This is a genomic window from Labrenzia sp. THAF191a (assembly GCF_009363335.1).
Taxonomy (GTDB): domain Bacteria; phylum Pseudomonadota; class Alphaproteobacteria; order Rhizobiales; family Stappiaceae; genus Roseibium; species Roseibium algicola.
On the sequence record NZ_CP045333.1, the window covers coordinates 4,780,188 to 4,806,369 of the forward strand.

Below are 26,182 nucleotides of genomic sequence, written 5' to 3' on the forward strand. Positions count from 1 at the left end.
CATAAAAGGATTGACTGGTATGGGCGCTGATGATCGCGCCAAGCTGATGGACAGCTTGAAAGCCAACCGCCGTTCTGCGCGTGGACGGGCGACGTCTTCGTCGGCGCGTCCACAAGCGGCAGCCCCGAAGCGCAAGGTCTATGACTTCAAGGAGCTGCCGCAGGTCAAGCAGTTGCAGATGCACAGAGCTGCGGCAGACATGATGGGGATCGAAAACCCGTTTTTCCGACCTCACGACGGGCTGGCAGCGGGTACAAGCGTCATCAACGGCAGCAACTACGACAATTTCGCTTCCTACAACTACCTCGGCCTGAACGGGCACCCCAAGGTCAACGAGGCCGCAAAGGCCTATGTCGACAAATTCGGCACGAGCGTTTCTGCAAGCCGTATTGTTGCCGGTGAGCGCCCTTTCCACGCAGAACTGGAAGCAGCGCTGGCGAGGATCCACGGTGTGGAATCTTCGATCGTCATGGTGTCCGGTCATGCCACCAACGTCACGACGATCGGCCATTTGGTCCACAAGGGTGATCTGGTCCTGACCGATTCCTTCGTGCACAACTCCATTGCCGAAGGTGTTCGCCTGTCCGGCGCGACCCGCATGAACTTCCCTCATGATGATCTTGATGCTCTGGAAAAGATGCTCGCAGATCATCGGCACAAGTTCGACAAGGTGCTTGTTGTCGTGGAAGGTCTCTATTCGATGGATGGAGATTTCCCGGACCTGAAGCGTGTCGTGAAGCTCAAACAGGCCTATGACGCCTGGTTGATGGTCGACGAAGCACATTCCATCGGTGTCCTCGGCAAGACCGGCAAGGGCATCGCCGAGCATTTCGGGATAGACCCGACTGAAGTCGAAATCTGGATGGGGACGCTGTCCAAGACCTTCTCATCCTGCGGTGGCTATATCGCCGGATCCAAGGTCCTGTGCGACTACCTTAAAGTGTCTGCGCCGGGTTTCGTGTTTTCCGTTGGACTTTCCGCCGCGCTCGCAGGCGCTGCCATTGCGTCTGCAGATCTGCTTGAGCAGGAACCTGAGCGGGTCGCAAAGCTACAGAAGAACGGAGCACTCTTTCTGGAGCTCGCAAAGGAAGCCGGACTGAACACTGGGCCCAGTGCCGGCTACGCGGTGGTTCCCGTCATTGTCGGCGATTCTGCAAGTGCCGCAACGCTTTCCAATCGTTTGCTCGCAAAGGGAATCAATGCCCTGCCGATCATTTTCCCCGCCGTGCCTGAGAAATCAGCGCGCATTCGGTTCTTCATTACAAGCGAACATACCGAAGACCAGATCCGGCGCGCTGTAGAGACAACGGCTTCCGAACTCGACGCAATGCGCGCGGACGGAACTGCCGTCGACCGGCTTATCAAGGCTACGCGCTAACAGATTTGGGCATCATGCCTCCCGCAATTGCCGGACACGAAAATGCTGTCGTGTCCGGATCGGAGGAAGCCTACCTGTCAGAGTTCTCTCGATAACGCGGATCCTGATCAATCGTCACATCAAAGCCGCCCATGAAAAGATCGCCGATCTTCGTCGGCAACAGATTTTGAAGGCGAATACCCCAGGCCAGCAAAAACGGAAACGCATAGAACGGCTTGCGACGGTCGATTGCCCGTCGCATCAATGCGGCTGCTTTTGAAGCCGGCATTTCGAACGGTTTGGCACCGTTGTGGCGCGCTGACATCGGTGAAGTGATGAACCCCGGGCAGATGATCGTCACGGATATGCCGAAGGGCTTCAACCAACCGCGAAGGGAATGCCCGTAGCCAATGAGTGCCGCCTTCGTGGCGCTGTAGCTCGGCATATCCGGCAAGGCACGCATTCCGGCCAGAGACGAGATAAGTACCAGTTGCCCACGCCGGCGTTTTTGCATGTTGTCGACGAGGCCCGTGAGGGTGTTGACCACGCCTCGATAGTTCACATCGATCTGCCGATCGCTGTCCGCATTCGTTTCGCGCGTTCGGTTGGGGCCGAGCCCGGCAGTCACACCAGCATTTGCAATGACCAGATCGACTGGATGCCGTGCATCCAGATTGCTCAGATAGCCATGCAGTGCTTCGCGATCACGAATATCGATGGCACTGATTTCACCGTCAGCACCAAGCTCGCGGATTTCCGTCAGCAAAGCTTCCAGCCGCGCCTCATCCCGGGCAATAAGGGCGAAATAGATGCCAGGACCAGCGTATTCACGAGCAAGCGCCTGCCCTATGCCGCCGCTGGCACCGGTCAACACGATGACCTTTTGTGTTTCGCCTGCCATTCTTGCCTCTCCCATGAGGGTTAGATTCCAAGTTTTCTGCCTAGCCAGGACGAGTGCCGCTTGATCGCGGTCACCAGAAGGTGCCGCTTGTCTGTCCGTTGCTCCGCAAGCCGCGCAACCAGAAACTCCGGTGAGCATGGCAACAAGGAAACCGGGTCAATTGTGCGGGCATACTTCACGAGAGCCAGATAGACCAGCTCCGGCAAGGTGCGGCTTGTGCCTCTGCCCTCAATCTGGGTCAAGTCCTCACAAAGACCCCAGCCGGCATAAAAGGGCGCTCCATGGACACATACCTTCTTGCCCCGCAGCAAAGCTTCGAACCCCGATAACGAAGAAAAAGTCTCGACACCATCGACTGCTTCTATGAGGTCGATGATATTCGCATCTTCGGCAATTTCATCGGCGTATTCCAACGCGGTTTCACGAGGCACCTTGCCTTTGCGCAAACCGGTCTCAACATCGGGATGCGGCTTGAAAACCAGGAACGCCTCGGGATGACGGGCACGGGCGAGGCGAAGCAGATCGAGATTCACGTTCGGTGTGTTGGCGCAATCGATCGTCGCAGATCTGGATTTTCTGATTGCCGCATCGTCCGCAACCTGCCCCGGTACGAGGATCTTTTCCTTGTTGGCCGGATAGGCAAATGAACGCGTCTTGCCGAAATTGTATTTGGAGACCCTGGCGCGAATGATCAGGTCGATCAAAACTTCGCCCCGGTTCCGTTCTTCCGGTGAAAGCTCGTACCCTTTCAGTAGAACCTCAAGCCGGCTGGGCCGAGAGGGGTCGTAGTAGATGCCGAGGTCATCGACGGCAAGCATAGCCCCTCTTGCAAGGCCTGCACCAAGACCGACGGAGCGCAAGAAACCGTCTTCTATGCGCGACAACTGAATCCCGTTTTGTATGCAAATCTGCTCGAACGCGGGATCGGTACGTCCCGCCCAGGAATATATCCGCCCGCCGTCACTCCGTGCGGCTGAGACTGCATCCTCTTGGGATTCGTGAAACGTGACCGCCCCGCCTTTTCCGGAAAAGGTAGCGTTGATCGAAGGATGGTTCCAATACTGCGCGCCGTAGCAATGGCCAGGCATGGCGTTGTCCTGCCACTGCTCCTGCATGAGCGAGTGGATCTCCAGCGCTTCACCGGGGTGCAGAAGATCGCCTGTATAAGGTGAGAACCAGGCAGTCCGGCAAGACAATATCCAGTTCAGCAGGTCGTCGATGGCTAGCTGCTCAAGAGCAGCCTTGTTCTTGAGTTCGGCCCAGAACAAGGCGCCCTCTTGTCGGACCTCGTCTCCGGCCAAAAGCCTCTGAAGCGAAAGACCTTCGGCTCCAGCAACCGCAGTTTCGCCCGCCGCGGAACAGGAGAGCAACTTCTCACGCCAAGTGCCCGTAAAATCGCAAACCGACGCATTGTTTCGGCCATGTCGGACGAACTGCCGGATTAGCGCGTCAAAGGCGACGCTCATCAAAGAACGTTCTTTCAGCTCGGAGCGGCTCACTGGCAAAAGAATTAAACTGGAGGGCAGCCGCCGGGCTTGTGCAGGTGTCGGTCCTTCCAGGACTAGAAGAAGGCTACCTGTGGCAGGCTTCATTCTGCTGAACGCATTGGCATTTTTCAGCCAAACTGCCTGATAAGGACTGGTATCTGAACTCTCAAGGATCCCGCCCTCGAGAGCCGCTTGAAGCCGGGCCTCCAACGGCCGAAGCTCCGGGTCGACAATCTTCAACGCCGACTTATGCCCCTTCAACCAACCGATCACAACGGCACTCCGAGCGCACGTGCCCTGGCGAGCCTGGGAGGAGGATCGACATAGGCTCCGAAGGCGTTCAAGTCTCTATTGGCAATCTTTTCGGCAATGTTTTTTGCCGCGACTGCGACACCTTCCGAATTGTGAATCGACCCTCGTACCTGCGTTGAAGCTGCCAGCGCCTGAACGTAAATGAGAAGAAGGTCACGATCCGGCTGATCCGGCTCATTCCAGAAACTCGCCAGATCACCCTGGTGGGTCAGGCCGGCAATATCGTAGTGGGCCGGCACCAGCGTCTTCACCGGCACGCCAGCTTGCAAGGCTTCCAGCCCGGCAGTGGAATTCAGCGTCACGACCCCGAGCGCCTTTTCGAACGGCTTCGCAAGGCCGCCGCCATCGAGAAAATGCACCCTGTGTTGCAAGCCGAAGCGGTCTGCAAGTTGATCTGCAACACCCGGCCAGTCTTCGAAGCCGACATCGAGAGGGTGGCTCTTCAAGACCAGGTGAACGTCGTCATCTGCCACTTCTGCCAAGGATCGAAAAACGACCTCCAGAACCTCTTCAAAACTGTGGAATGGAGAATGTCTGCGCAACTGGAAATCTCCCTCCAGCTGCAATGGCAGCACGTAATAGCGAACCGCCTTCTCCTGCAATTCCGCAAGCTGGCGTTCAGCTGCCCTGTTCCTCCGCTTTTCCTTCAACAGCCTGACTGCTCCGCGCAGATATTCAGCAACCGGGGAATAGATCGTGTGCCGCTGATAGGCAGGATAGAGCGGCTTCAGGAAGACATTCGTCAGGTTATAAACCACGTCAGGCGCTGTCTGGAGCCAGAAGCTGGAGGGATACCGCGGGGTGAGATCCACCGCCCCCGCAGTCTCGGCTATGCGCCTTATCGCAGCCGGGTCGGAAGGAAAGTGACTGAGCGTGGACAAACCGGTTCGCTCCAGCGTCATCCAGCCGGGCCGCAACGCCCCGAGTTCTGTCACGGCAACATAAACGCCTAGCCGGACTGCCTTTTCGATTGCAAGGCGATGGTAAAGGCGCTGATCCCCATGAAGAACGAGATCTGTAATCTCGTGTTTGCGCAAATAGTCTTCTATGTAGGCCGGCCATTCGGATGGCTGCCCCTTGAAACTGATACAGCCCTTTCCGTGCCAATGCAGCCAGTCACCAGCGCAGAAATTGATCCGATGAACCTCAAACCCGAGGGCTTTGAGGCAATCACCCGTTTGCTTGTAGAGCGGAGATAGCGGTCCCTGCAGAAATAAGACCCGTCTTACGACATTTGGGCGAGTTTCCGTTGCCAGGGTCGGCTCAACCGCGCCAGACATGTGTCCACCGTTCGGTTTTGCCACGCCGTTCCAGTTGTTCGGAAAAGGTCGTCGCGATCCCTCTCGCCTGCGCCTTTTGCAAACGAGGCGGCATTTCACAGAAGGCTTGCGGCAAATTAACCGTGTCCGCAATCATCCGTTCCGCCATCATGTCGGCAGCCGCCTCTCTGCCTTCCTTGGTATAGAAACATCCCTTGACCTGAATGGACGCTGCAAGCAACCGTTCAAGCGCATCCAGCAGATCCTGATCCGGCATCGTCGGGTTCCGCCAGAAATCATCAAGAGGGTTCTGGCACGTCAGCCCTGCGATATCATAAAGTGCGATGCCGAGAACCTTCGTGGGGCAATTCGCCCTGAGGGCATGCAGACCGGTGGTGCTGTTTATCGTCAAAGAGCCTGCTGCGTGTTCCAGTAGCCGGTTCAGGTTGCCACCATCCACCAGAACCACACGCTTCTTGACCCGGTATTTCTTGGCGAGCGTCCGCAGGATTCGCCCCCAGGGCTCCATGCCATTGTCCAGAGGGTGGACCTTGAAGACAAGGCGCGCCGCGACAGGTGCGTTTTCTGCAAACGACTTGATGACCTCCTCCGCAGCATCCGCAATATGGTCATACTGGGAGTTATAGCGCAGCTGATAGTCGCTCTGAAGCTGAAGGGGAAAGACGTAGTATGGCAGGCCAGTCGCAATAATGTCGTCAATCACGTGGTGGGCGTGCCTGTTGCGGCTTTTGGCGAGCGAGAATCGCGGAATATTGCTCAGGTAGTCGATCAGCGGATGATAAAGCTTGTCACGGACATACCTGGGATATGACAACGCGAAGATCACGTTGGACATATTGTAGGTTACCTCGTTCACCGCTTCGTTGATGAACGGGTACTTGTAGAGAGCCTGCCGGTCGATATCCGGAAGGCTGCTGCCTACCTTCATGATGAGTTCCGGATCATCCGGAAACCGGGAGTGCGCGGACATTCCGCAATGTTCAAGCGTTATCCAGTCCGGACGCAGATAGCCGTTTTCAAAGGTCAGACACGTTATGCCGAGTTCAGCCCCCACTTCCGCCGCTGCGACATGATAAGGCACACGATCCGCGTAATAGACGATGTGGGTAATCTTCTGGTCGAGACAGTAGGCTCGAAGCCATTTGGGCCAGTTTCGCAAGGAGCCGCGATAGGATGTACATCTGCGGTCGTGCCAACCGATCCAGTCGCCGGCACACAGGTTCACCCGGCGTGTGGACGCCCCTGCTTTTTCAAGGCTGTCGGCAATGGTTCGCGCAAAAACGCCAGGCGGCCCTTGCAGAAACAGCACCACCATTGAACTGACTGAAACCATGCAATCTGCCAACCTACCGGCTTTAACGGCCCACCATGTTTATCTGAGCCGTTAAATCTTCGTACGGCAACTGTTAATCCGTGATGTTACTTACCACAGAGTAGTTGCTGATGAGCGGAGCGATGATTTGCAGGAACTTGCCAAGCTCAGCAGTCGGATGGTTCGAAACGAACAGGATGTCCTTGTCCCGCATTTCGAATTTCTGCGACATGAAAAAGCCCTTCGGATCGCGAAGGCTCAGTTTGTAGACAAGAGGAACACTCTGACCGGTCAGCTTGTCCGCGAGAAGAGGCTTGAGCTTTCGCACGAGCGCAGCATCCTCAAAGCGGAACAGGAAGACACCGTTTGCATCCGCACGGTCATCCCGCAAACCACCCACCGTCGCCAGAGCCTCGGCCATCGTGACGGTTTTCGTCTTGAACGGAACGAGCTGGTTTGCCTTGAGGGCACCGAAAGCAGAGAAAGTACGCGGGCGATGCGACAGAAGAATGTTGTCGTTGGGCGCGATCAGAACGTTGTTTTCCGGGTAATCGATCAGGTCTTCCAGACGGGTGGTACCGGCGCGGTTGCCGCGCTTCAGCGTAACCACGGTCTCATAGGTCGCGTCGCGCGCGCCACCTGCCTGCGCAACGAGGTCGAGCAAGCGGGTATTTCGCAGCGGCAACGGATAAACGCCCGGCTTGGCGACATCGCCGACGACAACCGCGGTTGAGCTCAGCTTGTCTCTGAGGGAAATCAGAACCTGCGGCTCAACGGCCTTGCCGACGAGTTTCTGCTGCACCGACTGGCGCAAGCCCTCAATACTGAGGCCTGCTGCCCGTATACGGCCAGCGTACGGCACGAAGATATAGCCGCTCTCGTCAACAACGGACGGAATGTTGCTCGACCCGCCACCGCCACTGCTGAACAGGCCGTCTGGCGACGCCTCCCAGATAGTGACATTCAGCGTGTCGCCAACACCGAGGAGCGTTGAAGACCCGCCACTTCCAACTCCGTGGAACTGGTTGGCGAAAGCAAGCGGACGGTAATTCTTGATGGTGTCAATGTTGGACGGTTCGACAACGACGACGGTGTAATCACCCGTCTGTGCACTGTTTTCGACATCTTGCGACGAAATATTTATCGCAGCCGGACCCTCGCCCGGCAGGGCGGAGCACCCAAACAGAACTCCGGCAGCCGCCAATACTGACAAAAAACGCATTAGTACCCAATCCACCCAAATTGCTGCCAAGTCTGGTAACACCCTCTTGCAAGGTTGTCCAAGACGCATCGCAGCTTTCCCCGGGAGAAACCTCCCAGCTGTGACTTTGCTGTAACACTACACCGTCTTTTCCTAGTGAATTGATAAATTTCCAATTTATCGTCTTCTGTTCGGCATGTGAGCGTCGATAATCGAATTCAGCGTCAGAGCTTCCAACATCTGTCTTCGGGGTATCTTATGACCGCCAGCAACCGGCATAACGACATTAAAAACATTAAAATTCTCTCGTCAGAATTAACAATCTGGCTGCGGGATTCGGCCTTGCCGCTCTGGTCAACTGCCGGTATCGACCCGCAAACAAAAACCAGTCTTGACGTTATCGACCTCAAAACAGGTGCCGGCCTTCCGGTCACGCGGCGCGCGCGGGTCGTGAGCAGGCAGATCTATTCCTTTCTGGAAGGCAAGAAGCTCGGGTGGACGGGACCAGCCGAGGAATTAGCGACCGGACTTTATGGCTGGTACACGAGCACATTCCTGATGCCGGACGGACACTACGCCTCTTGCGTTGACATGAATAACACCGTCACAGACACGAGTTTCGACCTCTACAATCAGTCTTTTTCCCTCTTTGGCTTCGCCAAGCTGGCAGCGGATCTTCCTGCCTGTAAAACCAGCGCAAGCGAACAGGCCGACAAGCTGCTGGATCATCTGATGACGGCCTATCGTCATCCGGAAGCAGGATTTCAAGAAGCCTCTCCCGCGAAGGCACCGCTTTGCTCCAATCCGCACATGCACATGTTCGAAGCGTGCCTCGCATGGGAAAAAGTCTCTTCGGATACGGCCTGGGCGGACCTTGCCGATGAAATCGCCGAACTTGCGCTGACGCGATTCATCGACCCGGTTTCAGGCGGGCTTCGGGAATTCTTCAACAGCAACTGGACCCCGTTTGATGGTGACAAAGGCCGTGTCATGGAGCCCGGTCACCAGTTCGAATGGGCGTGGCTCCTGACAAGATGGGGGCAATCGAGAAAGGATGCCGGTGCCTTGATAGCTGCTCGGCGTCTCTACGACATTGCATGGACCTACGGCATAGACGAAAGCCGCGGTGTTGCCTTCATGGCCTTGAACGACGATTTTTCCGTCCGAGACCCTATGGCACGCCTGTGGGGACAGACGGAATGGATCAAGGCTGCCGTCGCTCTGGCAGAAGTTTCAACAGGCGCGGAAAGGGATGCCTACCTGGCGGATATTCCGGAAGCCGTCCATGCACTGAAAGTCTATTTTGCAGATGTCCCCGCCGGCTTGTGGCGAGACAAGCTCTCTCCAGACGGAACCTTTGTCGATGAGCCTGCACCGGCAAGTTCGCTCTATCACATCGTTTGCGCCATCTCGGAACTTCACGATTTCGCAGAATCACTTTGACCGGGTCGTCGGGGTTAAAAAGGCATGCATGGCGAAACCAGAGCAGTAAAAGACGCATTCGGCCTTTTTCATTTCGATACAGAGCTCTATAGCTTGTCGCCGGTTTAAGAAGACGTGCGACCAATGAGGAGGCCGAATGCCCAAGGCTCAGATCATCGATGGCAAGGCCATCGCGGAAAGTGTCAGGCAAGAAATCACCAACCGGGCAGCCAAGCTGCTGGAAACCAGCGGCAAACGCCCCGGTCTGGCGGTCGTCCTGGTGGGTGAGGATCCTGCCAGCCAGGTCTACGTACGCAACAAGGACAGGGCCGCCGAAGCCTGCGGTTTTCACTCTGTGAAACACACGCTTGCTGCTGACACCAGCGAGGACGCTGTACTGGCACTTGTCGACCAGCTCAACAACGACCCTGATATTCACGGAATTCTGGTACAGCTGCCTTTGCCGGGACATATCGACGAGAGCAAGGTGCTGCGCCTCATCCGCCCGGAAAAGGACGTCGACGGATTCCATCCTGTCAATGTTGGACTGCTGACTGCCGGAGAACGGGACAGTGCGCTGGTGCCCTGCACGCCTGCCGGTAGCCTGGTGCTGTTGAAGCGCACACTCGGCGACACGCTCTCGGGTCTCAACGCAGTCGTGGTGGGCCGGTCCAACATCGTCGGCAAACCCATGGCGAGCCTTCTGCTTCAGGAAAGCTGCACTGTCACGATCGCTCATAGCCGCACCAGAGACCTGCCGGACGTCGTGCGTTCCGCGGACATCGTCGTCGCGGCGGTCGGTCGGCCGGAGATGATCAAGGGCGATTGGATCAAGCCGGGCGCGACCGTTATCGATGTCGGCATCAACCGAATTCCGGCTCCGGACCTGGGTGAAGGCAAGGCTCGCCTGGTTGGCGACGTGAACTTTGCAGAGGCAGCAGAGGTTGCAGGAGCCATTACACCGGTTCCCGGTGGTGTTGGTCCAATGACGATTGCAATGCTGATGGTCAACACCTTGACGGCTGCTCGCCGTCTGCTTGACCTTCCGGAGGAAGAAGCGCTTTTTTGAGTAATAACCGGCCGGCATGAAAGCGCGAGCAAGAATACTCTCGCTCGTTCTTACGGCACATTCACTAAAGTCTTGTGCCACCTTCTCTCTTGAACTCGTTCCGGTGCCATGGTCTATCGTGTTTGTATTCGCTTAACCATGGCCCTTTAAGGTGCGTAACGTAGGGGCTGCAAACGCAGATGGTTGAATTGCGCTGTAATCAGACGCAATTCGGCTGACCAATTAAACAGGCGGCAGTGAGTGAAGGGTCTACCGTCTTGCAAGTCCGGCAGGTTCGCCGGCAGGCGTTTCAACGCATTTTCCTCATTGGCAGCCTGGTTGGCTGGCGGTGTTTCTTTTGTTGCCTTGCGCCCGGCTGGCGCTGGGTTGGCCTGTGCCCTTCTTCTTGCAGCTCCCCTTCCCGCAAATTCCTTTGAAATCTTCGGCTGGAAGTTTTTCGAATCGGCGGAAGACGAAGCCAACGCTGTTCCTGATCCCCTGCCCTATGAGGCAGACCTGACAATCTCCAATGGTGCGGATGATCTCACCAAGGAATTGAAAGACGCCTCGCTGCTGGTGCAGCAACAGGAAAAGCCTCCCTCCGGCGAGGCAGGCCTGCTCGCACGCTCTCTTTCTGATCGCGAACGGCTGATCGCCCAGCTTTATGCCGATGGCCGCTACGGTGGAACTGTCGATATCACGCTTGCAGGCATTCCGCTTGAAACCGCTCTTGAACAAAGTGATTTGCCTGACGCTCGGCCGGTGAAGGTTGAGATCCTGGTCAATCCGGGGCCGGTCTTCACCTTCAGCAATATCGACGTGTCGTCCCAGGACGGCGATCTGTCCACCGACCCGTCCTTCTGGGGCCTCGCGAAAGGCGAGGTCGCTGCTTCCGGCAAGATCCTGACGGCGGAAAAGCGCATGATCGCGGTTCTGCGCGATCGCGGATATCCGAAGGCGCGGATTGCAGAACGCCGGATAACCGCGGACCATAGCACCAACACCCTCGCCGTGGCGCTGATCGCCGATGCCGGCCACCAGGCACGTTTCGGCCCGGTCTCGGTCAAGGGTACGGAAGTCACCGACCCGGATTTCGTCGTCCAGCAGGCAATGCTTCCGGTCGGAGGCGTCTATTCGCCTGAAGACCTGGCCCGTGCACGCAAACGGCTCAACGAACTTGGCATCTTCTCGTCCATCCGGCTCGTGGAAGGGGAAATCGAAGGCCCAGACGGCACCATGCCGGTCACCATCGAGGTGAGCGAGCGCAAGCGCCACGTGATCGGTGCCGGTGCTTCCTGGTCCAGCACCGAGGGCTTTGGTGTCGAATCCTACTGGCGCAGAAGAAACCTCTTCGGCCGCGGCGAATTGCTCTCTGTCGAAGGATCCGTTGGCAGGATCGGCAACGAGAGCGTCCTCGACATGGAGTACTCGGCCCGGATTGCCTTTGAAAAGCCAGGCGTTTTCGGCCCGCTTACCAGCTTTTCGACCAGCCTGCAGGCACGCCAGGAACATCCCGATGCCTACAAAAGCCGGTCGATTACCTATGACGCCTATCTCAACAGGGAGTTTTCCGAGCAGCTGAAAGGCCGCGCGGGCGCGGAGGTCTTTTACGCCAAGGAAGAAGACGCCTTCGGCGAAGGCGACTACCTGCTGGTCGGGTTGCCGGCGGACCTGACCTTCGACAATCGTGATGACAAGCTCAATCCGTCCAAGGGGATTTTCGCTGCCCTGTTTGCAGAGCCCGCTTACGATACCCTGAACAGCAACGCGATGGGTTTCATCAAAGGCACTGTTTCCAGTTACTATGCGCTCGATCAGGCCAAGCGCTTCATTCTTGCGGGCCGTGTCTCCACAGGGTCGATCCTGGCGCCGTCCGTGGAATCGGTTCCCGCCAGCCGGCGGTTCATCGCCGGTGGTGGCGGGTCCATCAGGGGTTACGCCTATCGCAACGTCGGCCCACGCAAGGATGGTGAAGTTACCGGTGGACGCTCAATTATCGAGCTTTCCGGTGAAGTTCGCGTCATGGTAACCGAAACTATTGGAATCGTTGGATTTGTTGATGCAGGTAATGCATACGAAGACAGCATTCCTGATTTTTCCGAGAGCCTGAAGGTGGGCGTTGGTGCTGGTCTGCGCTACTTTACTCCAATAGGCCCGCTTCGAGTCGATGCTGCGGTGCCGCTGGATCCGGGACAGGATGACCCGGACTTCGCCCTTTATGTAGGTTTGAGCCAGGCATTCTAACGCAGATGCGTTTTCTGAAACTTTCCTTGCGAATCTTCGGATTCCTGATCGCGGTTGCGATTGCTGTTCCCGTCCTCGCCCTTTGTGCGCTGCAAGTGCCGGCGGGCCGCACCTTTGTGTCCAGCGTCGTCAGCACGCTTGCCTCGTCCGACAATCAGATCATCACGATCGAAGATTTGTACATCAGCTTTGGGCTGAAGGCTGAAGTCGGAAAGGTCTCCCTGGCCGACAAGGAAGGAACCTGGCTGAACGTCGAGAACGTTGCAGCCGACTGGCATCCCATGCGGCTCCTTGCCGGCACACTCGATATTTCTTCTCTCACCGCATCCCGGATAGATCTGGAAAGAACACCTGTCCAGCCACCGGCTGAAGAGGTTGCCGCGACAGAGGAGAGCAGTTCATCGGGCGGTGTCTCGCTGCCATTTAACGTCACTCTAGAACGTCTGGGCCTTGACGAAATCAACCTCGGAGCTCCCCTACTGGGTGTACCTGTCTCCCTGACGGCCGCAGGATCAGGCTCTTTCGCGCTCGACCCGGCACTTGTCACTGCCGATCTCGACCTGCACAGGATCGACGGGATAGAAGCCGGTCTTGTGGCCAAGGCACAGTTTGAACCCGCCGCCGAAACGCTTGCCTTCGATATTGAAGTGTCCGAACCGCGTGGGGGCCTTGCAGCACGTCTTCTTGAAGTTCCCGACCTGCCCGCGCTGGATTTGTCGCTCAAAGGTGATGGTCCCCTGACCGACTGGGCAGCGAACCTGAGTGTGGCTCTCGATGGCAGGACCACCGTCACTGGTTCGGCAAAAATCGAGGAAAATGCATCCGAACGGCATCTGGCCTTCGATCTGGATGGTGATCTCGCGCCACTTGCACCTCCCGCGGCACAAGCATTTCTGCTCGGAACGACAAATGCCAAAGGAGCTGCCAGGTTCTCTACGGAGTTCGCCCCTCTTTCGGCCAACCTGACTTTGAAAACACAAACGCTTTCCCTGGAAGCAAAAGCTGATCTTGAGAACGATGCCGTCAACGCCACGGCGGATCTTGCCGTAAGTGCCGGGAATGACGCGCTGATTGCGCTCGACCTTGGCGAGAGGCGCATTGCCTTCGGTCCCTTGAGCGGAATGGTACGCGTTTCCGGACAACGTTCCGCGGTCGACTGGCAAACCAAGATTGACCTTAAGTCACTGCAGACAACGGAAGCCAGGACTGGAGCCATCACGCTGACGTCCTTCGGGAATGGAGCGGATCTCTCCGAAGGAAGTCTGACGTCCCCCTTCTCGCTATCGCTCGCCATTGACAGGCTGGAAGGCATTACCCCGCAAACAGAGCCTTTGACCGGTTCGCTTGAATTGAAGGCTACGGGCGCCGTGAACGGCTCAACCCAATCGGCTGAGATCAAGGACCTTACCCTTTCAACCGCTGTCGCCTCGCTAGCTCTGTCGGACACGAACCTGTCAGCCCACGCTGTCAACGGATCGGGCACGCTTTCGCTCGCCGACCTTTCCCGTCTGTCAGGCCTGGCAGGCCGTGATCTGGCCGGTGCTTTGAACGGAACATTTTCACTGGATCTTGATCCAAGCCAACTGTCGGGCACGATCACCAGCGCTCTCGTCACCAGGGATGTCGGAACGGCAATTCCTCAGGCCGACGCGCTTCTTGAGGGTGAAACACGCATCGACGTGTCTGTCGATCTTCAAGGCGTGGACGATATTACCGTCACCAGTCTCGCTGTTTCGAACAAGGCGCTGGATGCGGAAGGGAATGCCCGTTACCGGCAGAACGAACTCAGTTCCAGCCTGACGACCAGCCTTGCCGATCTCGCCAAGGTCAACCCGCAACTTGCCGGCTCGCTGGAACTCGAAGCGAGCACGGAAGGTCCGATCGATGCGCTTGAAGTGCAGGCGGTCGCCTCTTCAAAGCAGATCATGCTCGCAGGCACACCACTGGATGACTTGAAGCTTTCTGCAGAGGCAATGGCCAACCCAGCCGCGCCTACAGCCAAGATTACCAGCAGTGCCAGCCTGAATGGCCAACCCATTGCGGTTGATGTCGAGCTTACCAGCAAGGACGGTGGGGCAAGTGTCAGCCCGCTTTCCGTAAAACTGGCCGGCAACACCGTGACCGGTGAACTTTCTCTGGCAGACCTCGACAAGCCTGTTGAAACGCTCAAGGGCACGTTGAACATCGATGCTCCGGACCTTGCCTCGCTCTCTCCGCTCCTCCTGACGGAAATCGCCGGACGTATTCAAGGTACCGTGACAGCCAATCCGGAAACGCGGCAACTCGCACTTGATGTTTCCGGAAGCGATATCAGCGTGCCCGCAGTCAGTCTCGGCAGCGTGAAGCTCAAGGCCAATCTTACTGCCCCATACGAGCCGGAAACCGTCACTGCGGACATTCAGCTGTCAGACATCCTGACAGACGCGACCCCGGTTCATGCGGTCAGCCTTCAGGCCCAGCCTCAAAATGGCGGCACCGCAATCACGGCGGACGTCAAGCTGGACAAGAACGGCAAGGATGGCGTGACGCTTGCAGCGCAGGTGAACGAACCGGAAGCTGGCTCCTACGTCGTCGCCCTTTCAGAGCTTGCCATGCGATATCAGGGTATCGCCAGCCAGTTGAAGCAGCCGACGACCATTTCCTATGCGGCCGGTGAAGCGACGATCGAACCACTGGAGCTTCAGCTTGGCAATGGCTCGCTTGCGTTGTCAGGCAAGGCCGGCGAGACGCTTGACCTGAACGCCAACCTGACATCCATTCCGCTCAATCTTGCCAACGCCTTTGTTCCCTCGCTTGGTCTCGGCGGTGCTCTGTCCGGGAAGGTGTCTGCGACCGGAAGCTCATCGGCTCCAGAGGCGACCTGGTCGATCTCCGGAACAGGTCTGACGGCAAACGAGTTGCGAAACAACGGTCTGGCCGCGCTCAGTCTGTCGACCTCAGGCACATTGAAGGACAACCGGATCGACCAGACAACCAAGGTCAGCGATCCGAATGGACTGAATCTCACGGCTGCGGGAACGGTCGGGCTGCAGAAACCCAATCCGATTGCTCTTACCCTGAATGGCAACGTGCCGACCGCCGCTCTCAGACGCCCCATGATCGAGGCAGGTTTGCGCGGTGAAGGTACAATCGCCCTGAGCGGCAATGTCGGCGGTTCTGCGGCAACCCCCACTTACCAGATCACTGCCACGCCCAACGGTTTGAAGATCACCAGCCTGTCGACAGGTATCACTGTTCAGAACATTCGCGGCACAGCTTCTGTCAGCCAGAACCAAGCGTCGCTGAACGGCATTGCAGGTGACCTTGCGACGGGCGGTTCCATGTCGGCGTCAGGTACCGTTGGCATGAAGGACGGTTTTCCGGCGGATCTCAGCCTGAAACTGGACAATGGGCGCTATGTCGATCCTGGCCTGGTGACTGCGGAAGTGAATGCAGATCTCAAGGTTTCCGGTCCGCTTGCTTCCACCAGCGCATCAGCCCTTATCAGTGGGCAGGTATCGATCAACAAGGCGGATGTCTCAATTCCCGAGTATCTGCCCGGTGCGATACCTCCCGTTGATGTTCGGCATATCAATGCTTCTAAGGCGATCCAGCAGCAGGTTGCAGAACTTGGTGGCGAAGTCTCCCAAACACAGACGCAGCAAAAGACCTTCCCGCCGCGTCTGGACATCGTCCTGTCCGCACCGGGACGGATCTTCATTCGCGGTCGTGGTCTTGATGCGGAACTACAGGGCGATCTCAAGATCGTCGGTACAACGGCCTCGCCGCAGGCAATCGGTGCTTTCGGACTGAAGCGTGGCCAGCTCGACATTCTCACACGCCGCCTGATTTTCTCTCGCGGCAATGCCACATTCGAGGGCTCATTGACGCCTGTCCTCGACTTTGCGGCAACGACAGTGGTGAGCGACACGACCATCACCGTTACCGTGAGCGGTGAGGCAGACGATCCCCAGATCGCGTTCTCCTCGTCTCCCGAACTTCCGCAAGATGAAGTTCTGGCACTGCTTCTGTTCGGCAAGAGCGTCGGCAACCTGTCGCCCACACAGGTGGCACGGCTTGCGGCGGCCATAGCCACGCTCACCGGGGGCAGCGACAACGGACCGCTTGCCACGATCCGGAAATCTCTGGGCCTGGATGCCATCGACATCAACACGGACGGGGACAACGGCCCTTCTGTCGCTGTCGGCAAATACATCAACGACAACATCTATGTCGGTGTTGAACAAGGCACGGGTACCGGCTCCAGCCGGGTGAAGGTCGACATTGACCTGGACCGCGGGCTGAAGGTCCGTGGTGAAGTTGGTGCGGACGGATCTTCTAAGGCCGGTATCTTTTTTGAACGCGAGTATTGAGCCCACTCCCGTTCCCGGCAAATCTGACAGGGGCGAAGCGTGTAGCCGCCGCTGGAAACCGCGATTGCGACAAATTGCCCGCCAACGGTTGCGGTGCACTCGCGTCTCGTGCGAGTGTGCCTGCCATGACCAAACAATTTATGAGAAATACTCCGTCCCATCCGGAGGAAACCGTTTTTTCGGTGACGGAGACAGCCGTGAATGACGGGGGTGCAATCATGTCGGTGAACAGCAGTGACTACACTCTGGGTGAACGGATCTGCAAGGCGCGCGATGCCTCCAATCTTTCGACCGCCCAGCTTGCACGTCGGCTGGGCATCAAGACATCCACCCTGCAGAGCTGGGAAAGTGACCGGTCCGAACCGCGTTCCAACAAGCTCGTTTTGCTTGCCGGTATCTTGAATGTAAGCCCGACGTGGCTGCTGGTTGGCCGCGGTACGCCGCCGGTTTCGGAAAGCAGCACGACCTCCGATCTCGACAGCATGCGTGTTGCCCTCGACAGGGTCCAGCGCCAGGCTCAGGCACTTGCCGACGAGATTGCCACGCTGCAGGATCGTCTTGAAGGCTGATCCATTTCGCTGACTGACCATTCTTCTTGTGACGGCTGCCAATAGAAAGGTGGCCGTTTTCAAGCGCTTGATTTGCTTGGCGCAAATTTCTGCAAAGCAATGGGACCAGTGTCCTGCGGCGCAGGCGTTAAGTGCATCATCCGGATCCCCGACCGTCTTGGGTCGCCAGACCATGGCCTGACTGCTTGTTTGTCTGCCCGCTATTTTCCGGCACCAGTACGCTTGGCCGGGAAAAGCGCTTGCCAGACCTCACGCCTCCCCCCTATCTCTAGGTCAACGATTTCCTGGTCGGATTCGAGCGAAATCCGAATGCTGGACCCTCCAGCCTTTCTGGCTCCGCTCCTCGCATTCGTCAGAATGCACTCCCTGCCGGGCGATCCGTCAGACCGCCAGCGTCTGCCCCTCTCACGGTTCAGGAAACTACCCATGTCATTGAATGCTGCACTCTTGAAGGAAAAAGTGTTTATCGGCGGAGCATGGAGCGACGCGGACAGCGGACAGACCGTTGCCGTAACCAACCCTGCGACCGGTGAGACGATCGGAACCGTTCCCTTCTGCGGGCGTCCTGAAACCGCAAGGGCGATTGTGGCTGCCGAGGCCGCGCTTCCCGCCTGGAAAGCATTGACGGCAGAGGCGCGGGCCAACCATATGCACGCTCTCTGCGATGCCATCATGGCCGACCTGGACGACCTGGCTGCCCTCCTGACCACGGAGATGGGCAAGCCGCTTGCAGAAGCCAAAGGCGAGATTGCGCTTGGTGTGAAATACATCCGTTTCTTTGCCGAGGAAGGCAAACGGGTTTATGGCGACACCATCCCTTCGCCCTGGGCAGACCGCCGCATTCTGGTGACCAAGGAACCTGTCGGGGTCGTCGGCTCGATCACTCCCTGGAATTTTCCGAATTCGATGATTGCCCGCAAGCTTGGCGCCGCCCTGGCCTCTGGTTGCACGATGGTGATGAAGCCTGCAGAATTTACCCCTTATTCGGCGCTGGTCTACGGCGTGATGGCGGAAAAGGCCGGTCTTCCCAAGGGCGTGATCAACATCATCACAGGTGACGCACCGGCGATTGGCGAGGAGATGTGCGAGAACCCCGTCTTGCGGAAACTGACGTTCACCGGTTCAACCCGAGTCGGCAAGCTGCTGGCCGGGAATGCTGGCCGCAACATGAAGAAGATCTCCATGGAGCTCGGCGGCAACGCGCCCTTTATCGTTTTCGACGATGCCGACCTCGACAAGGCCGTCGAAGGGGCAATTGCCAGCAAGTTCCGCAACTCCGGACAGACCTGTGTCTGTGCCAACAGGCTCTATGTGCAGGCAGGCGTCTACGACGCCTTTGCCCAGAAGCTTAAGGACGCGATGGCAGCGCAGCTGAAGGTCGGCAACGGTCTTGAAGCCGGAACGACCCAAGGCCCGCTGATCAACGAGGCTGCGGTCGAAAAGGTCGCTGATCACGTGCAGGATGCACTGTCCAAGGGTGGTGAATTGATTACTGGCGGACACCGCCCCAACGGACCGGGAACGTTTTTCGAGCCGACACTGATCACCAAGGCGACGTCCGATATGAAAGTGGCGCGCGAAGAAACCTTTGGCCCACTTGCCGTTCTGTTCAAGTTCGACACCGAAGAAGAAGCGGTGCGACTTGCCAATGACACCGAATTCGGTCTCGCCTGCTACTTCTATACCAAGGATCTTGGCCGCACCTTCCGCGTCATGGAACAGCTTCAGTATGGTCTTGTCGGGGTCAACGAAGGTGTCATCACGACGGAGGTTGCTCCCTTTGGCGGCGTCAAGGACAGCGGCATGGGCAACGAAGGCTCGAAGTATGGCCTGGACGATTATCTGAACGTGAAATACAGCTGCATCGGCGGCCTTGGCATGTAGTTGCGTTGCGTCCCGGCCCAACGCCGGGACGCATTACGCCGCGTTGAGCAGTGTCGACTGGAGATTGGCGGAACTCATGGGCCGCCCGAAAAGGTAGCCCTGACCGTACTTGCAGCCCAGTTCGCGAAGCCGCTCGGCCTGTTCAACGGTTTCGATGCCCTCGACGATGACGGACATTCCATAGCCCTTCGCCATATGCAGAACTGCCTCGATCACGGAGATGTCCTGTTTGCTGGCAATCGACTGGCGAACAAACGTCTTGTCGAGCTTGATCTTCGAGAACGGATATTTGGGCAGATAGCCGAGCGAGGAATAGCCGGTTCCGAAGTCGTCCAGTGAGAAGCTGCAGCCGAACGCCCGCATTTCTTCCATGGCGAACTTCAGGTCGAGCGTTTCATCGATGAACAGGGATTCCGTGATCTCGAGATCCAGGCGGTCCGATGGGAATCCGGTTCTTTGCAGCGCCTCGCCGACAGTGGCAACAAGATTGCCGCGGCTGAACTGTATGGCCGACACATTGATGGACAGACGGAGGTGGCTCGACCAGGTCAGCGCTTCCTTCATTCCCCTGTTCAATGCCCAGGCACCCAATTCCACGATATAACCATTCTCCTCGGCAATCGGGACAAACTCGGCGGGTGAGATCGGTCCCAGTTCCCGATGGTCCCATCGCAGCAAGGCTTCAACACCGAAGATCGACCGGTCGGCCAGATTGGTGAGTGGCTGATAGACCATGTGCAACTCGTCGCGGACAATAGCCTTGAAGAGTTCCGTCTCCAGTTGGCGCCGGCGCTGCAGCGCTGCGTCCATCTCCGGCAGAAAACGCAGGACCGGCGACCGGTTGTTTCGCCGGACTTTGGCAAGGGCATTGCCGGATTTCTTCAAGAGATGCTCGGGTGTCATGTCTCCACTGGAAACGATGTATCCGAACTTGAGCTGCACCGAGATCCTGGCGCCTTCGATCTTGTAGTCTTCGCCAATCACTTCCTGGAGTGTCTCGATCAGCGCCAGATCCTGATCCGGCTCACAGCGAAATACGCCTGCAAATACATCTGCTGTAATGGCTGCCCATGTCGTGTGCGCGGAAAGATGGCTTTTCAGACGCATCGCGACCGTTTCACGAAGCTGGTCTCCGTAGGAAAATCCGAGCGAAGCAACGATCTGATCGAAATTGGCGATCGCGAATTGAACCAGACAAACTTCCTGTCCTGTGCCGCGAGCCAGCTTAAGCGTTGCGGCAACTTCTTCTTCAAAACCGTTCCGGTTGAAAAGCCCGGTGCTTGGATCGAACCGTGCGAGATAAGCAAGGCGTTCCGCGGATTCCTTTTCTTCCGTCACATCCCGACATGTCAGACAGGCGACCGCTTCGGTTTCCATATCGCGCAGTTTCTTCGATTTCGCGATCGTGCGTTCAGAGCGCGTGACGACATATTCGATAAACCGGCGTCTACCATCGTCCAGGCGCATGTCCAGGATCTTGGTTACAGGCTGACGGTTTCCGGTGTCGGCAAGCACTGACAGAGCTTCCTCAACCAGTTCCAGCGGCAGTACATTCCTGGCAGGCTTACCGACAAGAGCATCGCTTTGGAACAATGAGCGGGCCATTTGGCTTGCAGCGGAGACACGACCGTCATTCTGAAGGACGACGATTGCATCAAAGCTGTCGTCGAAGACAAGACCGAGCATACGCTCGCTGTTGCGGCGTCTGACGTTGGCGATGTGCGAGAGGAATTTGTGAAAGCCCAGTTCCCGCAGGACGATGCTTGCGGCTGCCAACAGCAGAATGAGATGCGAGCTTGCGGTCGGCACAAGAACGGGAGCCGACTTCTGGATGGCAATGGCACCAATTTCAAACATTAGCGCGCAGAGCGCCAGAATGCTGATCTTGAGGGCCCAGCCTTCGATTTTCGTCAGAAGCAGAGCGAAGAAGACGAGAAGTGCCCACAGGACCGCAATCCCCTCACCCCTGACTTCCATTGCCCTGTTCTGCAACAGCGTTTCGGCCCCGAGTGCCTGAATTATGCTTCCCGGCAAGACATCGTAGACGGGAACAGGAAACAGGTCTCGAAGCTCCTGCGCACTTGCACCGACGATCACCTTCTTGTCCAGAAACAGACCTGGGGCCGCTGACTTGTTCAGGACATCAACAAGCGATACCCGCTCCATCTGTTCCAGTGAGATACTGTAATCAATGCCGAAACTTCCAGCTGCGTCTCCGGTGTACTCGCCCAGGAGAGCCGCAGCAGAGATCTCCGAATTCCCATTGATCTCGAAACCGTACAGATTTCGCCAGATGCGGCTGTCGGTTTCCATCGGAACCATGACGACGACCGGCCAGGCTACATTCAGAAACTGTTCGATCGGCTGGTTGACGACTTGCCCGGCATCCTGTTCAGCCGAAGCAGCTTGCAGGAACGTGGCAAGGCTGACGTTCCCGGCGCGCTCGATCGCGGCTGCAAACAGCGTGTCATCTTCAGGATTGGAAGTTGAGCTGAAATCGATGTCGAATACGATGTCGCGGGCGCCCGCTTCAGCCAGATGATCTGTCAGGTCGGCATAAAGACGGCGCGGCAATGGCCATACGCCAAGTTCATTCAGGCTTCTGGCATCGATATCCACGACCACGATGTCGCCGGAGACCGGTCTTTCGATCGTGTGGAAACGAAACTCCCAGAGAAACCGATCGAAAGCCGTGGTCAGGGCGACCGTGCGCAGAACAGCCACAGCGGCGATCACGCCGACCACGATCAAGACCGCGCTCGCTATCCGTTTCCGCTGTTCAGAGCTTCCGATCAGCACACCCACCGCCCACTTTCTCAGTCCGCACTTCAGGTGTCAGAGGCAAAGCCTCGCACCTGCGGCATCCTGATTACCGTCAATTCTTGTTTTTTCCGTTTCCGTTTCCGGAATTTCCTTTGCCGTTCCCGCCGGCATTGTTGTTGCCGCTTCCGGAATTGCCACTTCCGTTGCCACCGGAATTCCCGTTCCCGTTACCACCGGAATTGCCGTTACCGTTTCCGCCTGCGTTGTTGTTCCCGCTTCCAGAATTGCCATTTCCGTTGCCACCGGAATTCCCGTTGCCGTTGCCACCGGAATTGCCGTTACCATTGCCACCGGAATTTCCGTTGCCATTGCCGCCGGAATTGTTGTTGCCTTTGCCACCGGAATTTCCGTTGCCATTGCCGCCGGAATTGTTGTTGCCTTTGCCGGCATTCCCGTTCGAGTTCGCCGATTTCGCTTCCGCTGCATTTGACGGCACGTTTTTCACGGCCGGTGTTTCAAATGCAGGCGCGCGCTTGGCTCCAGGTTTTACGGTCGGTTTGGTGCGACCGCTTACAGACAGGCCAACCCGGCTCGACGGTGCACTGGCTGCAGCCTGACCGGCTGTCAGGTCCACCCTGTCGCCGGAGGCGAAATCTTCCACAGCGACGACGCCACGTTCGACGGAAACGCGAGCCTGCTTGCCCTGGACATTGACCTCAAATCGCGTGCCTTTGACCACAGCGGCAAAGAACGGGGTTTCGACGGTGAAATGCGGCTGCTGCCGTTTTTCAACATCGATCTCGATCGTCCCTTTTCTCTGCAGCAGTGTGGTCTTTGCTCCATTGCTGCGAAATGCCGACATGGCAAAGGTGGTGTTCGGCCCAACGGCGATGGTTTCGCTGCCTCTGCCTATGAGAGCGCGGGCACCTGCCCTGGTTCCGATGGTGTAGCCTTTTTCAAACACCATGCCCTTTTTGACACGGAAAGCTTCCACGCCAGGCGCAACGAAATAAACGATGCCGGACACACGTTTGACAACCCAGTCCGAAGCATTCGCAGTAGCAGGAAGCAGAACCAGAGCTGCAAGCAAGAGGACCCGCAGAAGTGATCCTGCTTTCCGCTCGACTGAATACATAGCGTCTTTTTTCATCTTGCTCTTCAACACGTTACGACTGACTGTCAATGCCGTGCGCAGAACCCACGGACAGGTTTATTGAGTTCTACACATCCTGTGTAGCATTTCAGCGTTTAACCCAACGTGAAGACAGGCGGAAAATATTGCCTATGCTCGTCACTAGTTGCGATAAACGACTACTTCAAAACAGAAAGGAGCTAGGTAATCTTCCGTAAAATACGGAGTTACCCAGCCCGACCTCCACGACTTGTATCCGCCAATACGGATTGCTTGTCGTCATATTCCTGGAACGTCTTCAGCAGCAGCGAGACTTAATATCCCGAGCGATACCTTTTCGCAGACGGATTGGCGTTACCGACCCTTGCCATTTCCGTTGCCACCGGAATTGCCATTGCCGTTGCCACCGGAATTGCCATTGCCGTTGCCGCCGGAATTGCCGTTGCCGTTGCCACCGGAATTGCCGTTTCCGTTGCCACCGGAATTACCGTTGCCGTTGCCGCCGGAATTACCGTTTCCGTTGCCGCCGGAATTACCGTTTCCGTTGCCACCGGAGTTGCCATTCCCGTTGCCACCGGAGTTGCCGTTGCCATTGCCACCGGAGTTGCCATTGCCGTTGTTCCCCGAGCGGGAATCTCCAGCATTGCCCCGGTTGCCGCCATTGGCAGCTCTTGCTTCAACTTTGGTAGCTGGCACGTTCTTCACGACGCGTGTTTCGAATGAAGGAGCCCGTTTGGGGCCAGAACGCACCGCAGGCTTGTTCTTTCCGCTGACGGATAAACCGACGCGGCGCGAAGGGTTGGTGGCGGCCGCCTGACCGGCGCCTACGTCGGCACGATCTCCGGATGCAAAGTCATGAACACCGACAACGCCCCGCCCCACATTGACCGACGCAGTCCTGTTGCCGACCTTGACCCTGAACTGAGTTCCTTTGACAACAGCGGCAAGGAAAGGGGTTTCCACTTTGAAATGCCGATACCACCGGCGCTTTACGTCCACATCTACCTGACCAAGGTCCTGGTAGACGACCATTCGCTTGATCAGCACGCCCTTCGGCTCAAGCGTCACAACAGAATTTGGAGAAACAACGAATGTTTCTTCACCCCGATTGATGACTACACGCCCACCGCCGGTCTTGATCTTCCATCCCTTGCGCACCGTCATGCCACGCTTGACGGCAAAGGTCTCGCCGGCACGGGTTTGCACCATGACCCGGCCGCTGACGCGTTCGACCGACCAGTGCCACGGCGTGCCACCTGTCTCCGCGTCTTGCGACAATGCCTCTTGAGAAAACCAGAAGGCCATAAGGGCAGCCAGCAGAAGCGACGCTGCCAACCGCATCCGGAGATCCCAGAACTGTCCAACGTCATCAGCTTTTGCTGCCATGCAACTGGCCTGACCTGAGCAATTGACGTTTATTTTGTTGGACATGGGAGCCCTCTCTTGGCCCAGCTTCGGAAGCTCGGCAAGCTATTCCGCCCCCGTTAACAAGACTTGAATTATAATGGGAAACCTTTTTATTTCATTCTTTTAGTAAAAATTGTTCTATCATCTAACGTTTCCAACTTTTTCCCATATTAGATAAAATTTTAATATTAAAACTATTTAAGATTGTGTTTTTGGATAACTAGAGAAAAATCACAATCATAGATACCTGCGATCCCTGATCGAAATGGCGTATGACGCTCAAAATATTTTTTCAATCATTCCAAAACAAAACGGCCAGGAACCCGTAAGTTCCCGGCCACGCCAGTCAATGATTTCCGTCGCAGTGCAATTTGCATCACGCTGGAGCGTCAGACTGTTGCCAAAAGCTCTTTTTCCACGGACTTGAAAATTTCGACCTGGTCGATGTTCATTTGCTCGACGCCGCAGCGCACGGCTTTCTCGAAAACGGCTCGTTCAGACCCGGCGTAGAACATCTGCGTAATCAATCCGGCCTGCTTTGCCTCGTTTATGAGATTCTCTTCCAGGTCATCCTCATGGAATTCCAGGATATGCGCACCCTGGGCAACGGCGCGCTCGACCGAACCAACGTGAGCGTAAAGAACCATGCGCCGCAGGTCCGGTACCTTAGCACGGGCTTCAGCGCGGATTGCCTGATCGAACGAAAACGTCCAGGCGTCACTCAGCATGCCGCGGACTGCCAGCATGTCGCGAATTTCCGCGGGGTCGCCTTCCTTGATCTCAACATAGGTGCCAATACGGCCCTTGCAGGTATCCAGAAACGCATCGAGCCTTGGAACTCGCTCGCCCTTGAAGGTCTCCTTGAACCAGTTTCCTGCATCAAGACGGTCAATTTCGTCGGAAGTCATATCCGAAATTCGGCCACTTCCATCCGTCGTCCGGTCAACAGTTGCATCGTGCATCACGTAGAGGATGCCATCCCTGGACGGTCGAACATCCAACTCGACAACCTCGGCGCCAAGCGCAATTGCTCCCTCGAGCGAGGCAATCGTGTTTTCCGGAGCCTGAAGGCTGGCTCCGCGGTGGCACACAACGACGGCTTGTTTCACGGTTAGGTCTCCTGTGTCTCCAGAGTGATATCCGGAGCTTGGATAGGGCTGGCAAACGGCCACTCTAGAGGGAAGTCGATGAAACAGGTGCCTGAAATTCTTGATGAAATGATGACACTGCAACTTCCCTCGCAATTTCATGTACTTACCGGCTGCGACAACCCATAATTGAATGACTGAACAATTCACTTCAGGCTCGGAACTCTATCGCGATTCTCACCCGATACCGCAGGGTCGACTTTCTATCCCCCTGACGCTTGAAAATCTTTCCAAAGCCACACAGTTAACGGTGAAGAAATCAACTGAATTATTGTTCAGCATTTACGAACAGTCAGTCAAATTGCACCGCACAATTTTCTTCCTATGTTCCAGTCTGCAGCGTTCATGAGCGAACGCTTCTGG

Annotated in this window: 16 protein-coding genes; 7 read left to right on the forward strand and 9 right to left on the reverse strand. The window is 56.9% G+C overall.

Translation table 11 applies throughout. The annotated features are described in order from the left end of the window. Window positions 1–19: 19 nt before the first annotated feature. On the forward strand, window positions 20–1,378 hold the full coding sequence (locus tag FIV05_RS21985) for an aminotransferase class I/II-fold pyridoxal phosphate-dependent enzyme (protein WP_152510971.1): 1,359 nt from the start codon (window positions 20–22) through the stop codon (window positions 1,376–1,378). 70 nt (window positions 1,379–1,448) lie between these two features. On the opposite strand, the gene FIV05_RS21990 is transcribed toward FIV05_RS21985, so the two are convergent. From FIV05_RS21990 to FIV05_RS22010, 5 genes are all read right to left on the reverse strand, one after another. Next, window positions 1,449–2,258 carry an SDR family NAD(P)-dependent oxidoreductase gene (locus tag FIV05_RS21990; protein WP_152510972.1) on the reverse strand — a complete coding sequence of 270 codons (810 nt, stop codon included), beginning with the start codon at window positions 2,256–2,258 and terminating at the stop codon, window positions 1,449–1,451. 20 nt (window positions 2,259–2,278) lie between these two features. After that, complete coding sequence (locus FIV05_RS21995; protein WP_173013909.1) at window positions 2,279–3,526, reverse strand: hypothetical protein; 1,248 nt, start codon at window positions 3,524–3,526, stop codon at window positions 2,279–2,281. Window positions 3,527–4,014: 488 nt separating this feature from the next. Beyond that, window positions 4,015–5,337 (reverse strand): capsular biosynthesis protein, encoded by a 1,323-nt coding sequence (locus tag FIV05_RS22000; RefSeq protein ID WP_152510974.1) that lies wholly within the window; start codon window positions 5,335–5,337, stop codon window positions 4,015–4,017. Then, complete coding sequence (locus FIV05_RS22005) at window positions 5,321–6,670, reverse strand: capsular biosynthesis protein (protein WP_209009742.1); 1,350 nt, start codon at window positions 6,668–6,670, stop codon at window positions 5,321–5,323. Before FIV05_RS22005 ends, FIV05_RS22000 begins: the two co-directional genes overlap by 17 nt. A 73-nt stretch (window positions 6,671–6,743) precedes the next feature. After that, entirely contained in the window at window positions 6,744–7,871 is a 1,128-nt protein-coding gene (locus tag FIV05_RS22010; protein ID WP_031268801.1) for a polysaccharide biosynthesis/export family protein, read from the reverse strand. Between the two features lie 321 nt (window positions 7,872–8,192). Here FIV05_RS22010 and FIV05_RS22015 point away from each other — a divergent pair, with 321 nt between their 5' ends. From FIV05_RS22015 to FIV05_RS22040, 6 genes are all read left to right on the forward strand, one after another. Continuing rightward, window positions 8,193–9,293, forward strand: a complete 1,101-nt coding sequence (locus FIV05_RS22015; protein WP_286202220.1) for an AGE family epimerase/isomerase — start codon at window positions 8,193–8,195, stop codon at window positions 9,291–9,293. A gap of 136 nt (window positions 9,294–9,429) precedes the next feature. Then, window positions 9,430–10,341: a bifunctional methylenetetrahydrofolate dehydrogenase/methenyltetrahydrofolate cyclohydrolase FolD gene (gene folD, locus FIV05_RS22020; protein ID WP_152510976.1), complete on the forward strand. Its 912-nt coding sequence runs from the start codon at window positions 9,430–9,432 to the stop codon at window positions 10,339–10,341. Between the two features lie 240 nt (window positions 10,342–10,581). Beyond that, complete coding sequence (locus FIV05_RS22025; RefSeq protein ID WP_209009743.1) at window positions 10,582–12,564, forward strand: autotransporter assembly complex family protein; 1,983 nt, start codon at window positions 10,582–10,584, stop codon at window positions 12,562–12,564. A 26-nt stretch (window positions 12,565–12,590) separates the two neighbouring features. Continuing rightward, a complete protein-coding gene (locus tag FIV05_RS22030) occupies window positions 12,591–16,916 on the forward strand; it encodes a translocation/assembly module TamB domain-containing protein (RefSeq protein WP_209009744.1) in 4,326 nt (1,441 codons plus the stop codon). A gap of 197 nt (window positions 16,917–17,113) precedes the next feature. Next, window positions 17,114–17,485, forward strand: a complete 372-nt coding sequence (locus tag FIV05_RS22035) for a helix-turn-helix domain-containing protein (protein WP_228148044.1) — start codon at window positions 17,114–17,116, stop codon at window positions 17,483–17,485. A gap of 426 nt (window positions 17,486–17,911) precedes the next feature. Next, window positions 17,912–19,369, forward strand: a complete 1,458-nt coding sequence (locus FIV05_RS22040; protein WP_152510978.1) for an NAD-dependent succinate-semialdehyde dehydrogenase — start codon at window positions 17,912–17,914, stop codon at window positions 19,367–19,369. A 33-nt stretch (window positions 19,370–19,402) separates the two neighbouring features. Here the strand turns inward: FIV05_RS22040 and FIV05_RS22045 are convergent, their stop codons facing one another. From FIV05_RS22045 to FIV05_RS22060, 4 genes are all read right to left on the reverse strand, one after another. Further along, window positions 19,403–22,174, reverse strand: a complete 2,772-nt coding sequence (locus FIV05_RS22045; RefSeq protein WP_209009745.1) for an EAL domain-containing protein — start codon at window positions 22,172–22,174, stop codon at window positions 19,403–19,405. Window positions 22,175–22,244: 70 nt separating this feature from the next. Continuing rightward, complete coding sequence (locus FIV05_RS22050) at window positions 22,245–23,282, reverse strand: FecR family protein (RefSeq protein WP_209009746.1); 1,038 nt, start codon at window positions 23,280–23,282, stop codon at window positions 22,245–22,247. A 336-nt stretch (window positions 23,283–23,618) separates the two neighbouring features. Then, window positions 23,619–24,650 carry a FecR domain-containing protein gene (locus FIV05_RS22055; protein ID WP_209009747.1) on the reverse strand — a complete coding sequence of 344 codons (1,032 nt, stop codon included), beginning with the start codon at window positions 24,648–24,650 and terminating at the stop codon, window positions 23,619–23,621. A 410-nt stretch (window positions 24,651–25,060) separates the two neighbouring features. Continuing rightward, window positions 25,061–25,780 carry a glycerophosphodiester phosphodiesterase family protein gene (locus tag FIV05_RS22060; RefSeq protein WP_077293029.1) on the reverse strand — a complete coding sequence of 240 codons (720 nt, stop codon included), beginning with the start codon at window positions 25,778–25,780 and terminating at the stop codon, window positions 25,061–25,063. Window positions 25,781–26,182 lie beyond the last annotated feature (402 nt).

Excerpts from the sequence above, each read along its gene's own strand:
- FIV05_RS21985 (WP_152510971.1), top strand. The coding sequence starts at position 20 with ATGGGCGCTGATGATCGCGCCAAGCTGATGGACAGCTTGAAAGCCAAC.
- FIV05_RS21990 (WP_152510972.1), bottom strand. The coding sequence starts at position 2,258 with ATGGCAGGCGAAACACAAAAGGTCATCGTGTTGACCGGTGCCAGCGGC.
- FIV05_RS22050 (WP_209009746.1), bottom strand. The coding sequence starts at position 23,282 with ATGAAAAAAGACGCTATGTATTCAGTCGAGCGGAAAGCAGGATCACTT.
- FIV05_RS22040 (WP_152510978.1), top strand. The coding sequence starts at position 17,912 with ATGTCATTGAATGCTGCACTCTTGAAGGAAAAAGTGTTTATCGGCGGA.
- FIV05_RS22000 (WP_152510974.1), bottom strand. The coding sequence starts at position 5,337 with ATGTCTGGCGCGGTTGAGCCGACCCTGGCAACGGAAACTCGCCCAAAT.
- folD (WP_152510976.1), top strand. The coding sequence starts at position 9,430 with ATGCCCAAGGCTCAGATCATCGATGGCAAGGCCATCGCGGAAAGTGTC.
- FIV05_RS22010 (WP_031268801.1), bottom strand. The coding sequence starts at position 7,871 with ATGCGTTTTTTGTCAGTATTGGCGGCTGCCGGAGTTCTGTTTGGGTGC.
- FIV05_RS22005 (WP_209009742.1), bottom strand. The coding sequence starts at position 6,670 with ATGGTTTCAGTCAGTTCAATGGTGGTGCTGTTTCTGCAAGGGCCGCCT.
- FIV05_RS22055 (WP_209009747.1), bottom strand. The coding sequence starts at position 24,650 with ATGGCAGCAAAAGCTGATGACGTTGGACAGTTCTGGGATCTCCGGATG.